The 12,518-nt window shown below is 54.0% G+C and carries 8 protein-coding genes; 4 read left to right on the forward strand and 4 right to left on the reverse strand.

The features are described from left to right. Positions 1–249: 249 nt before the first annotated feature. A complete protein-coding gene (locus NSS64_RS12715; RefSeq protein WP_341140335.1) occupies positions 250–5,889 on the reverse strand; it encodes a rhamnogalacturonan lyase family protein in 5,640 nt (1,879 codons plus the stop codon). Between the two features lie 260 nt (positions 5,890–6,149). On the opposite strand from NSS64_RS12715, the gene NSS64_RS12720 reads away from it, so the two are divergent. Continuing rightward, positions 6,150–7,049 (forward strand): DUF1835 domain-containing protein, encoded by a 900-nt coding sequence (locus NSS64_RS12720; RefSeq protein ID WP_340992917.1) that lies wholly within the window; start codon positions 6,150–6,152, stop codon positions 7,047–7,049. A 286-nt stretch (positions 7,050–7,335) separates the two neighbouring features. On the opposite strand, the gene NSS64_RS12725 is transcribed toward NSS64_RS12720, so the two are convergent. Beyond that, entirely contained in the window at positions 7,336–7,959 is a 624-nt protein-coding gene (locus NSS64_RS12725) for a lysozyme inhibitor LprI family protein (RefSeq protein WP_341140336.1), read from the reverse strand. Positions 7,960–8,193: 234 nt separating this feature from the next. Between NSS64_RS12725 and NSS64_RS12730 the strand changes: the two genes are divergently transcribed. Both NSS64_RS12730 and NSS64_RS12735 read left to right on the forward strand, forming a co-directional pair. Beyond that, entirely contained in the window at positions 8,194–9,030 is an 837-nt protein-coding gene (locus tag NSS64_RS12730; RefSeq protein ID WP_341140337.1) for a TrmB family transcriptional regulator, read from the forward strand. After that, a complete protein-coding gene (locus NSS64_RS12735; RefSeq protein ID WP_341140338.1) occupies positions 9,027–10,277 on the forward strand; it encodes an MFS transporter in 1,251 nt (416 codons plus the stop codon). The genes NSS64_RS12730 and NSS64_RS12735 overlap by 4 nt, the downstream gene beginning before the upstream one ends. A 116-nt stretch (positions 10,278–10,393) precedes the next feature. On the opposite strand, the gene NSS64_RS12740 is transcribed toward NSS64_RS12735, so the two are convergent. Together NSS64_RS12740 and NSS64_RS12745 are read right to left on the reverse strand one after the other, a co-directional pair. After that, positions 10,394–10,858, reverse strand: a complete 465-nt coding sequence (locus NSS64_RS12740; protein ID WP_341140339.1) for a phage tail protein — start codon at positions 10,856–10,858, stop codon at positions 10,394–10,396. Positions 10,859–10,883: 25 nt separating this feature from the next. Further along, positions 10,884–11,369: a GyrI-like domain-containing protein gene (locus NSS64_RS12745; RefSeq protein ID WP_340979397.1), complete on the reverse strand. Its 486-nt coding sequence runs from the start codon at positions 11,367–11,369 to the stop codon at positions 10,884–10,886. A gap of 97 nt (positions 11,370–11,466) precedes the next feature. Between NSS64_RS12745 and NSS64_RS12750 the strand changes: the two genes are divergently transcribed. Beyond that, a complete protein-coding gene (locus NSS64_RS12750) occupies positions 11,467–12,429 on the forward strand; it encodes a helix-turn-helix transcriptional regulator (RefSeq protein ID WP_341140340.1) in 963 nt (320 codons plus the stop codon). The last annotated feature ends 89 nt before the right edge of the window (positions 12,430–12,518 follow it).

Here is a 12,518-nt window from a genome sequence, read left to right on the forward strand (position 1 = left end):
GGTACTAATGCACTTCATTTACGCTCGCAGCCTACTTTCGCTCAATTCAAGGGTATTAATGCACTTCATTTGCTTGTTTGGCTCATATTCGCTCAATTCAAGGGTATTAATACACTTCACAGCTCCCCTCCAGCCACATTCTGCTCGAGCTATGTAATGTATCTCTTTCAGCACAAAAAGCCCGGTTTCCCGGGCTTTTCCAGTAAGATTCATACGAACGTGCGTATCATTCAACCTTCAGCCAGCCGCTCACTCCCTTACTGTCACTGTCATCTTCGCGGATCTGGACTCGCCTGCCGCGTTGCGCAGGACCGCTTCGTATTCATAGGTTCCGGGGGTTTTGCCGGAGATTGCCGTGACTGCGGACTGGGCATCCGGGGTATGCGCCTGTAGAGTCTGGGTATCGACCAATTCGCCATTCTCGTACAGCTGGTATTCCGCCGCATTCGTCCCCCACCACATATTCATCGTAACCGCATAGCTGCCGTCTTCGTCCCAGTTATCGCCCGATAACACGGCCTGACCCGGGGAGGCATCGGTGACCGTTACTGTTAAGGGTGCACTTGTCACCGAACCGTGCGGATTGCTGAGTTCCAGCGTATAGACATAAGCTCCATTCTGTCTGCCGGCAATATCGATCTGCACGGACTGGGCGGACGGTGACTGGTCTGTCAGAGCGCCCTCCTTAATCATTTCGCCATTCTCATAGAGCTTGAAGCGGGTACCATTATTGCCCCACCAGAGATTCATCGTAATTGTATAATCGCCATCCCGCAGCCCCGTATCATGCCCGTTATTATCGGACAGCACCGGTATGCCTGGAGCGCCGTCCGACAGCGGTATGCCCAAGGTGACCCATGCCGACAACGGAATATTCAGCTCCTTCACCAGCCCCGCTACCAGCTCAGAGACCTTAATGGCACCGTTCATCTGCAGATGTGTATTATCCTCAGTGGTACCCGTCCACATGAAGATGGACTTGGTCCCCTCTGTACCCAGCTCCTGAAAATACTCCCAGCTTGCCTGATTCAGATCGATCAGCAGAGTACCCGTCTCCTGCGCCGTTTCCTTCATCGCCTGCACGTATGCCGGGAAGCTCTTGTTCAGCACCTCTCCGCTGAAATCCCTACGGTTCACAGGTGTAACCAGTACTGGAATCGCGCCTCTCTGCACAGCGCCGTTAATATAATCCTTCAAGTACACCTTGAACTGCTCCGGGGTAAGATAACGTTCCGGCCGGGACGGCGTGGAATCATTATGCGACCACTGCATGAACAGATAATCCCCTTCATGAATACCAAGCAGAATATCATTGAGATATCCGCTGTTCAGAAAGGTTTTGCTGCTTAGGCCGCCGACTGCCCGGTTATCAATACCGATCTTCTCCGGGTCAAAATAACGGCCCAACGTCTCGCCCCACCCCGCCTGCGGACGGTAGCTCTCCGCGTAATTGGCCACTGTGGAATCACTCGCCAGATAGAGAGTTGGCTTATCAGCCGCTCCCTGCTCCGGCAGGCGCTCAATTCTCAGCGCATTGATCTTCGGTGTACTGCCGGAGAAGCTGAAGTTAAATACACCATCGATCAGGGCGATATCATACGTCACTTCCTTGAATTGGCCTGAGGGGATGGTAGTGACCGGCAGCTTGTTCATTTGCTCCACCGTAACACCCGTCTGGGTCACTTCTTGCGTATCCCCGATGGTCATCGTTACACGGTAATTCGCCGGCTTCATCTCCACTACGAAAGAGGTCCCGTTTACACGGGTGAAGTCCTCTGTCAGCGGGTTGCCGGTTCCCCGGTTCTCGTCCTGGACCAGCGCGGTGTCGGCGAACCCGTAGGCGTTCCCTTCCACGTAGGCCCTTTTGGCATCCACCTTCGTATAGCCGTCTGCTGCACTGCCCGAGCCAAAATCAAAGGAATACGCGCTAATATCCCCAGCAGGCTCACGAGTCAGTGAGTCGCGTGCAACAGTCAGCATATTCACCGCATGATTGATCTGCGCCTGCGTGGCCGCTGTCCCGATCAGCGCCTCGGCAGCGTTCAAGGCTCTATGCACCACTGCTGCTGAAGCCTCCGTATACGGTGCCAGATCAATCGCCTTCACTTCCTGATGCAGCGCAATCAACGCCGCCATATCGCCTGCTGCCACCGGAAGCTTCGTACCCTCAATCTTCACGTTGTCGATCTGGGTAGTCCAGTTCAGCGTGCCTTCTCCTCCTTTTCGCGTACCCAGGAACCTCAAGCCCCTAACGTTATTCGCATAGACGCCAGGACTCAGCGGAATATCCGTGATCGTCTGGGTGACACTCGGGTTAGCGAGACTGGTCAAGGTGAGATCAAGGGTTTTTCCGGCAAAATCAATCTTCAGCTTGACATTCACCCACTGATTCTTAGGAATAGTCGTAGCGTTTCCGCCCCCTGGAATGGCAGTGGTGCCAGTACCATAGTCTGGTGTGTACGGGCCGGTGAAATAATGAATGTTCGTATTCGGGCTTGCCGCTCCAGTCTTGGTGAACAGAGTGAAAATCTGGTTCTCATTCGCATCCTGAAGAGTCAGATGCCCCTCCGACGGGACAGCGCCCACATTGCCGGAATGCCAGTTGAAATCGACATTCACAATATCGCCGTTCACCGCATCGAAGAGGCGGAATACCTTGGCGCGGTTGCCGGAGCCGGAGCCCGTCACAGACAATACCTTGTTCCCGTTCTCTTCTGTTACCGTGCTCGCCATAGTTCCGGCAGTGCCCGTAGCATTCACCATCGAATATTGTACTGCGGCCGGATCACCCTCGAAGTCCTCCGCATATTGCTGCACCTCCGGCTCTGGCTCCGGCCCGGTAATACCGGGATCAATCACGAACGGGGATATGCTGAGATTCATTTCCTTCACTGCGCCCGCTACCAGACCGGCAATGACCTGCGCGCCATAGGTGCTGAAATGGGTATTATCGCTGACCCCGTTCGGGTACTTCGGATACTCCCCTGGATTAGCATAGAGGAAAAGCTTCTCCGTAGCCGCCAACCCGACAAGGTTATACTCCGAAATGCTGAGCTGGCTCAGATCGATCAGCGGCACGTTCAGCGCAGCCGCTGTTTCTTTTGCCGCCTTCACATATTCCGGAAAGCTTACGTTGAATTCCTGAGTGACCGTATTGAAGTCCCTGCGTCCTACCGGCGTTAACAGAACCGGAGTGGCCCCGCGCTGCTTCGCTCCGTTCACGTAGCGGGTCAAGTACGCTGCATAATCTGCCGGAGAGGCATAACGGTCAGGAATACCTGCGCTGGCATCGTTGTGCCCGAAGGAGATGAAGAAATAATCGCCCGGTCTGATCCGCTGCAGGATACTATCCAGACGGCCGTCCACCATAAACGACTTGCTGCTTCTGCCGCCAATGGCATCATTCTGGACCGTTACTCCGCTGCTGAAGTATTTACTGAATTGCTGGCCCCATCCTTCCTGCGGAGCCTGCATTCCGCTGTAGGACTGCATCGTCGAGTCACCAGCCATATAGATGGTTGTTCCGCTTCCCGGGACCTTCTGCGGGTATTTCTCGATCTTAATCTCCTGCACATCGGCTGCCGTGCCGGAGAAAATAAACTCTAACTGGCCGTCCACCACCGCAATGTCATAGGAATAGAGCAGTGGTATGCCGGCATGGATTTGGGTTTGCGCCAGCTTTTGTACAAATTCGGATTTGACCCCTACTTCTGAGTCTCTGGCTTCGCTGCCCAGCTTAAGAGTCACTTTGTAATTGGCATTCGGCAGGTCCACCGCAAACTTGGTGTTCTCCGGCAGAGAAGCGTGGCCCGCGCCCAAGGTGATTCCGCTTATGCTCTCGAAACCATATCCTGTTTCCTCCGTGTACGGCGTAGCCTGCACAGAAGTTGTTCCGGCTGGCGGCTCTGTACCGAACCCGAAGTGGTAGACTTGCTCCAGCGGTTGCGGCGCACCGGCCAGTGTCAGATTTGCTTTGGGAAAAGCGGTGGCCTCCGTTCCCAGATAGAAGCCCGTATGCGGCGGCTGGTTGTATGCCACATTCTGCCAGGCGATCCCCAGCCGGTACACCGGATCTTGCATAAGTGTCGGAATTCTGTAGGTTGTAGGAATCGTAGTGGTATAGAGTCTGTACTCCGTGCTATCTTCACTGCGCAGCAGCAGCTCCTCGCGCCAATCGCCCAGCAGATCTGCCTGAAGGGCCGGATTGCCTTTGGTATGATTATTGGTCAGCGTACCCGCCGCCCGAAAAATCCCCTTCAGCTGCTTATTCCGGTAATCCCACTTATAAATCAGCGGAATGCCTTGTGCTGTAGTATTGTTCCAGTCGTGGTCAAACAGCTCCCGCTGGAGATCCCCATCCCACCAGATGGCGAAATTCGCGCTTCGCGGCACTTCATTCTGCTCATAGATCACTTGTCCGTCAGCTGCGTAGCCGCGGGATAACGGGTCCATCTGCCCGTTCACAATCGTGGATGCCCAAGACTCGTAGCCGGGATGCTCCGGATCGATATCTGCGGACATTCCCCGCCCGGTGTCTTTTCCGGTAAACTGACCCCAGAGAATCTCGCCTGTTGCCGCATCGCGCATCTCCAGCCCGTAAGCAGCATCTTTATGCTCATGCACACTGACGACCTGGTACCCTTCCCGGTTCGGATCAAGCTTGCCGGCGTGCATCGCATCTCCATGTCCAAGTCCGGTGCTGTAGAGCAGCGTGCCGTCATCGTCAATCGCCAGCGCACCGTACATGATCTCATCCCGGCCGTCACCGTCTGCATCCAGCACACTCAGGTTGTGATTACCCTGTGCTTCATATTGTGAGCCAGCTTCGTTCGTGTCGAAGTTCCAGCGCTTCACCAATGCGCCATTCGTGTAATCGTATGCGGTAAGCGTTGTTCTTGTATAGTAGCCACGGGCCATCACAACGCTCGGCTTCATGCCGTCCAGGTATGCAATCCCGGCCAGGAACCGGTCTACACGATTGCCATATCCGTCTCCCCACGCGCTTACATTGCCTCTTGGCGGGTCATAGTCAACGGTGGACACCGCAGCGCCGGTCTGGCCGTCGAACAGCGTCAGATATTCCGGCCCGTCCAGGATATATCCGCCGTCATTGCGGTAATCCTTGGTGCCGTCACCGATGACCGTACCTTGCCCGTCTTTGGTGCCGTCCGCTGTCTTGACCACCACCTCGGCTTTGCCGTTGCCGTCCAGGTCATACACCATAAGCTGCGTATAGTGCGCCCCGGCCCGGATGTTCACGCCAAGGTCAATGCGCCAGAGCTTGGTGCCGTCCATTTTGACCGCGTCGATGTAGACGTTCCCGGTATAACCGGCTTGTGAATTATCCTTCGCATTGCTGGGACTCCACAAGAAAACGATCTCATATTCCCCGTCCCCGTCCAGATCCCCAACAGAGGCATCTCCGGCGTAATAGGAATACGTCCCCCCGTCTTTGGTCCGGCCATCGGCAGGCTTATCCAGCGGAATCGGCAGATAGTCGTTATGCCACACCGCCGCCCGCCCGGGCTGCATTTCCTCCTTCCCCGCAATAATCGTAGAAATCTGATATTGCGAGCTGTCGGCCCCCGTCGCATCCACATAGTTGGTAGAGTCTACGATCGGAGCCGGATTCACCCTCATCCCGTTTTTATAGACATTGTAAGCGATTTCATCTGAATCCGTATTCAAGTACCTCCAGCTCACAAACACGCCGCCATCCGTCAGAACCGCGACCAACCCACGGTCCAGATATTCTGCCTGACGGGCGGGATGATTTCCGGTAGAAGCTGCATGTGCCGGTGCGGGCGGGAGAGCAAGCGGTAAGACCAGCAGACAGGATAATAAGAATGTGAGCAATGTTTTCTGAACAGACCTCTTTTTTCTACCCATGGGCTTAACTCCTCCTAGTATTCTAAAATCAATTTAGAAATCAGGGGAAACTTGTGCAGATGCTCTCCTAGTTGTCTTCCAGCTTGAGCTTGAGCGCCCCCGCCTCCTTTCCTGGTAACATTCATATGGAGCGTAACAAATAATAGGGATCCGTTCTGCTCAAAAAAAAGCACTTTCAGCCTAGAATCGACTGTTATAACGGGCACGCTGGGGGCCAACAAGTGGTATTATAAGGGATATGTTAGGTTAGGAGTGTGTTTATGGCTAAGGCACATGGAGTTTCAAATGAACGAATGGAACAAGAATATGTACATATTATTTCTGGCATGTCAGATGCAGGTTCCCTAAAAGTGGCGTTCAGTGCCCTCGGTAAACGTGAGACAAGCCAAGTGCTTGCTTTTAATGAATTGTTCTCAATTGGGCCCTTATCAGGCTTGGACACATTAACGGGAATGCAGAACAGGCATCAATGGGTGGGGGAACGTGATGAGAATTACAGCATCAGCCAGCATTGCCACCAAGAGAACCAGCTTGTCCGCATGTCACAGACAGTGAAAAGCATCCCGCCCCATAAGATCATCGTCATTTGGGTGGCGGATAATGCGCATGACCAGACTGGTCTGCGTTTCGTATTACATCTGTTGCGGGATCGCATACAGCCGGTGCGTATGGTTGATGTGACTGAGCTTTATCATTCAGCAGGGATTCATAGCAAAGAAGGGGTCACACCCCATTTTATAGGCGGAACCGATCGTGAGGATTACTTATATATCGTAAAAAGCCATGGTCAAGGCCTCCCTCTTCAATCTGATCAGAGAAGGAGATATGAATTGGATTGGCTCAGGCTGGCGGAGGAAAATCAAATGCTGCGTCTATGGAAAGATGCCGCCATTATTAGCTGTGATGAAAGCGCTATGGATGAGGTGATTCTCAGGTCCGTTATTGAACTGGAACAGGAGCAAGAACGGAATCAGGCCAGGAAGGGATACGTCAGCGCAGGGAGTGTCTTCATCCGGGTGTTAGAAGTCTCACGGCAGCTAGTGGACACTTCATTTATAGTAAATAGAATGCGGGAGATGATTAACCGGGGAGTCTTGTTGTCCCACGGAGATTCAGAAGATTTGAATCAATTCTCGCTTAGGCGGGCATCTGCAGATTAAGTGAATAGATTTAAATTAGTGGGCTTAGATGTATTACGTACAGCTAAACCGTCTAATTTACCGCATATTATCCGCTTAACTGCATTCCGTACAATTAAACTTTCTTCTATACCTGTTTCTACGCCATTCGGACAAATTTAGTTGTACAGACTACAGTTAGAAGACGAAATCCCTCCTTTTTGCGGTTTTTAATTGTACAGATACACTTATCAATTCTTCAGTCATACAAATGGTCAAAAAAACAGCGCAGCGGCCCTCCTTACGAGAGGGTCACTGCGCTCTTTGATTACTTCATATACAGCTCAACCAGCTTATAACAACGTTCCTTCGTCACTGAGGCCAAGGTAGCCGCGTATTCCAGCCCCTCCATCGTTCCGCCTTTATACTTGGCAGCCGCATCCTCTGCGGCCTTATCGCGTTCCTTGATCCAGCTGAGCTGCTCCTCTTTCAGTTTTGCCATATCAGCCTCGGAAAGCTGCACTTTAAGCTCCTGGTAGATTTCATTCAGCGCCTTGTCCCAGCGCTCATGCTCCTTGGAGGCGGCCTCCTTCATATCAGTCATGACCCCGCTGTCTGACATTGCCTTCAGATCGCCAAGGCCCTCTTCAATCTTATCCAGCTTGTCAAAATAAGTCTGCCGCTGCGAATCCCCCGCCGCCGCACTGGCCTTCGGCGTGGCTTCCGGTGCGGTCGTCTGCGTTGGTGCCTGTGCCGTAGCTTCCGGTGCAGGCTCTGCGGTAGCCTCAGCTGCCGGTTCCGGCGTGACCTCGGGTGTAACCTCCGGGCTTGCCGTCGCTGCCTGTCCGGTCTCTGGAGTAGCCGCTGTACCGCCATTTCCCGCCTCGTTATTGCCGCAGCCAGCCATTAACAGACTGGAGATGAGCATGGTAGTCAGAATTGCTTTTCGCATAAGTCCTCATCCTGTCATTGGTTTATAGTCGAGACTCTCTTGCATATCGGCTTTTTAAGCCGTCTTGAGAGTTATTACCTGATTTCACCCGACTGTAATCATTTTTGTGAGACGCTCGGTGCTGCGGATGGCCGGATATTGCTGCTTGACAGTACTTTAGGATCGGAGTAGTATTTTGAAATACTTCTACATACAACGAAGCATTACTTACTCTCACAGAAAGGCGGTTCACCCATGATTGAAGCATTACGCAAGCTCGGCTTATCCGATCTGGAAGCCCGCTGCTACCTGGCGCTGCACGGCCAGCCCCCCTCCTCAGGCTATGAAGTCGCCAAGCAGGTGTCCGTGTCCCGGTCCAATGTATACGCCGCGCTGCGCAGTCTGGTCGATAAAGGAGTCTGCCGGACAGTCGAAGGCGAGCCGGTTACCTTCGCTGCAATTCCGGTCCGGCAGGTCGTTAAGCTGCTTCAGGCAGAATTTGAGCGCACCGCCCACCTACTGGAGAACGAATTGGGCCACCTGCCTGCTGTACCGCCCTTCTTCAGCAACTGGAAGGGAGACGCGCAGGTGGATCTGGCGGTAAGGCGGCTTGCTGCCAATGCCAGCGCGGAGATTCTGGCAGATATCTGGGCGGAAGATCTGCACCGGATAGAAGACACACTGCTTGCCGCCGAAGAACGGGGCATTGCCGTTCACCTGATGGTGATAGGTGACATACCTACAGCGCTGTCGCGTGTCATTGTGCATAGCGTACCGGCAGGCAGGCCGAAGACCGCCCGGAACTTCTCGCTCCTGCTGGATAAGGAGACCTCGCTTCTGGGCAGCTTCACCCGCCATTCGCAGGCTTCGGCGCTGGAGAGCAACCATCCGGCTGTGCTGGATGTGCTTCAGACGTCTTATTATCACGATGTCTTGATGATGCGCATAGAGCAGGATTTCGCCCAGGAGCTGGAGGCGCGTTACGGCAAGAATTACTCCTTAATATTCCAGGAACACCCTGAGATGCGCGGGCGAAAGCCGGAGCCCGCATCTGAACCCGATTCTGATCGCTTGGAGGATGACACCCTTTGAATACTTTGAATACACCGGATAGGAATACTCCACGCTCGTCTGTACTGCATAACCGCTCGTTCCTGCGCTTATGGATCGCGCGGATCTTCTCCACCAGTGCCTTTCAGATGCTGTCGGTGGCAATTGGCTGGCAGATGTATGCGCTGACCGGCAGCGCCTACCAGCTTGGACTGGTCGGGCTGGCCCAATTCCTGCCCATGCTGCTGCTTACATTGCCTGCCGGACAGACGGCAGACCGCTATGACCGCCGAACCATTGTGTTCCTGTGCCAGCTTACAGAGTGCCTCATCGTGCTGCTGCTCGTCCTCGGAAGCATCGAAGGCTGGCTCAGCGCAGTCCACCTGCTGGCAGCCGCAGCAGTCCTTGGCGCGTGCCGTACCTTCGAGAGTCCGGCCTCGGCGGCGCTGGTCCCCGATATCGTGGACCGCGAGCAGTTGCCGAAGGCAGCGGCCTGGTCCGCGTCTGCGATGCAGACGGCGATGATCGTCGGCCCGTCCCTCGGGGGTGTTCTCGTGGTCTGGGGTACAGCTGCCGCTTATATCGCCTCGCTTGCCACGCTGCTGGTATCGACAGTGCTGATTTTCTTCGTCAAGACTGTTCATTTCGTCAAAAAGCTGGACGCAGTCAGCATGGACACCTTCCTCAGCGGCCTGCGGTTTGTCTTCGCCCGCAAGATTATCCTGGGTACAATCTCGCTGGACCTGTTCGCTGTATTGCTTGGCGGGGCCACGGCACTGCTGCCGATCTTCGCCGAGGATATTCTGAAGACCGGCTCGCTCGGTCTGGGCCTGCTGCGTTCCGCCCCGGCGGTGGGCGCGATCATCGTCTCGCTCATTCTGACCCGCTACTCGGTAGAACGCGCCATCGGCCGGATGCTGTTCGCCTCACTGGTCGTGTTCGCTTTGGCCACGATGCTGTTCGGCATCTCCCACAGCTTCTGGCTGTCCCTGTTCGCGCTCGTTCTGATCGGCGGCTCGGATGTCGTGAGTGTCGTTATCCGCTCGACACTGGTGCAGGTCAACACGCCGCAGGAGATGCAGGGCCGGGTGAACGCAGTGAATTCGTTATTCATCGGCACCTCGAACCAGCTTGGAGAATTCGAGTCCGGCACCATGGCCGGGCTGGTCGGGGCCGTGCCTGCAACCGTGATCGGCGGAGTTGGCACCCTCATTATTACCGTGCTCTGGATGTACCGGTTCTTCCCGGTCCTCCGCACCCAAAAGACGTATACAGCGGAGGAGATCTGAACGGCCATAAGGGGCTGCCAGTTGGCAGCCCCTCTTTAAGTACTTATATGTTTTGCGGTCCAGCTAAGTACCCGAGTAAACTCCGAAGCTTAAACTTCACTTTGTGGGGATTTTTATTAGTACTCTCCCTTAATCACAAAAAACGAACCCCGAATCGTACCGGCCAGCTTCGACTTCTGCCGTGCGAACTTGAACTTGTCCTCCAGTTCCTTCGGAATCTCCATCCCCTCTGAGAGCTTGAAGCCGACCGCCCGCTTCTTGGGATCATCCACCGTGTACATTACATTAAGCGCAAGACCATCCTCATAGAAAACGTAGGCGAACCGGATATTCTCCACCTGGAACTGCGACGTTTGGAGTGGCTTAGCAGCAAACTCAAGACCCCGCTCCTTACTCAGAATCCCGTTCACGTAATTCAGCGTCTCCTGGCTTTCACTGGCCGGAACGACTGTGAATTCATGCTTATACTTGTTCATGAAATAACGCGCCTCATTCGCACGTAATCCCGCCAGCGCCTCAGCAACCGGAGACGACTCCAGGCCTTGCAAAGACACCTCTTTGAAATCAACTGTGTATGCCATAGTTAGTTATCCTCCATTACGTTACTTAATTTCTTATGACAGGAATCCACATTTCGCCATACAGCGAGCCGTCCCGGCTGCCCATCTCCACAGCGGTATTCGGCCCGCCCACGTAGGCGTATCCTTCTGCTTGCGGCAAAGCTTGTCCGAAGGCCAAGCCCGTCAAAGTATTGCTTAATTCCTCCGTTGTCGCTCCTTCGCCTGCCACTACGAGGTATTCCCCCTTCGGGAATTGAATCACCCGGGCTTCCTGCGGAATCTGTGCGGCTGCACCTGCCATTACCCCGGCATAATGCATCATCTTGCCGTTCACCGCTTCGTTCACCACAAACACATAGTCATTCTCCGCAATCCCTTTTAACAAGTCGAGCCTGCCATCTTCACTGACCGCCTGCCAAAAATCCATCTTCTCCTTATAAATCCCGGCATAGTCCGTGTAATCACTCTTAAGATCAACGCCCAGACCAATCACCGTAAAGCTGTCTTTCTCTTCAATAGTATACCCTGCCATTGTTATATCCCGCCTTTATTCATATTTGTGTTCCTCACCTGCTATGTATATGATAACCTTGAACCATGTCAAAAAATGAACCTGTTTAGGAGCCGCGATGAAAAAAGTAGAACGGATCAACATCATCATGCGGTACATTAACAATCGTGCCCATTTTACGCTGACGGAAATCATGCGGGAATTCAATATTTCGCGTTCGACCGCCCAGCGGGATATCCGGGAGATTGAGGCGCTCGGGATGCCGCTGGTTGCAGAGGTGGGCCGGGATGGCGGGTATTCCGTTATGCGCAACTCTATCCTTCCGGTGGTCCGGTTCACGGATAACGAGGTCAAAGCGCTGTTCATTGCCTTCATGGCGACAAGAAACGGCCAGCTTCCTTATCTCAGGAGCCGCCAGTCGCTGACGGAGAAATTACTGGGGCTCATCTCGGAGAATCAGCAGGAGGAGCTTGTTCTTCTCAATCAGATCCTGCTGTTCGAGGGCACCCACCCGGGCAATCCTGATCTGCTGGATCTGTCCGATCTCCCCCACCCTATGCTGGACAAGCTGATCCGGCTCCTGCTGGCGGACCGTTATCTGCTAATTACCTGCCGGGAAGACCAGAAGGATATCTCTTATGCTGTGTATCTTTTACGTCTCTACCAGGAGAAAAGCCTGTGGCTCATCGAGTGCTTCGACCTGGACGCCTCCAGGAAACGGATCATCCCGGTTGATCAGCTAACTGATATCATCCCCTACCCGGGCTCCAACAGGCCAAGCGCGAAAAAAATTCAGGAGAAGCTTAGCAAGCAGCAAGTGAAGAACAACCTTGTCCTAGAGCTAGGTCCCCGGGCCATTGCCCAATACCGCAAATATCACCCGTTCAGGGTGGCGCTGTCCTATACTAACCCCTACCAAACAACCGCTATCCTGAAAATGGAAGTCGAGGTGAACCGCACGGAGGAGCTGAAGGAGTTCACGAATTGGCTGTTATTCCTGGGCGATGACCTTAAGGTGAAGGAAATGCCGGATGATGTAAGGGAGGAGCTGCAGGCTAGAGTAGATCTTTTTTGTACTTAGGAAGCGCACGGCCCCCTACTGTTGCGTTCGCCGCGACCCATTGTGATCGGTTTTCCGACTACATTTCGCCCGTTCGCCTTCCTGCTGCC

Origin of the sequence: Paenibacillus sp. FSL H8-0122 (genome assembly GCF_038005345.1) — a bacterium.
Classification (GTDB): Bacteria; Bacillota; Bacilli; order Paenibacillales; family Paenibacillaceae; genus Paenibacillus_AQ.

Excerpts from the sequence above, each read along its gene's own strand:
- NSS64_RS12740 (WP_341140339.1), bottom strand. The coding sequence starts at position 10,858 with ATGGCATACACAGTTGATTTCAAAGAGGTGTCTTTGCAAGGCCTGGAG.
- NSS64_RS12745 (WP_340979397.1), bottom strand. The coding sequence starts at position 11,369 with ATGGCAGGGTATACTATTGAAGAGAAAGACAGCTTTACGGTGATTGGT.
- NSS64_RS12730 (WP_341140337.1), top strand. The coding sequence starts at position 8,194 with ATGATTGAAGCATTACGCAAGCTCGGCTTATCCGATCTGGAAGCCCGC.
- NSS64_RS12715 (WP_341140335.1), bottom strand. The coding sequence starts at position 5,889 with ATGGGTAGAAAAAAGAGGTCTGTTCAGAAAACATTGCTCACATTCTTA.
- NSS64_RS12725 (WP_341140336.1), bottom strand. The coding sequence starts at position 7,959 with ATGCGAAAAGCAATTCTGACTACCATGCTCATCTCCAGTCTGTTAATG.
- NSS64_RS12750 (WP_341140340.1), top strand. The coding sequence starts at position 11,467 with ATGAAAAAAGTAGAACGGATCAACATCATCATGCGGTACATTAACAAT.
- NSS64_RS12720 (WP_340992917.1), top strand. The coding sequence starts at position 6,150 with ATGGCTAAGGCACATGGAGTTTCAAATGAACGAATGGAACAAGAATAT.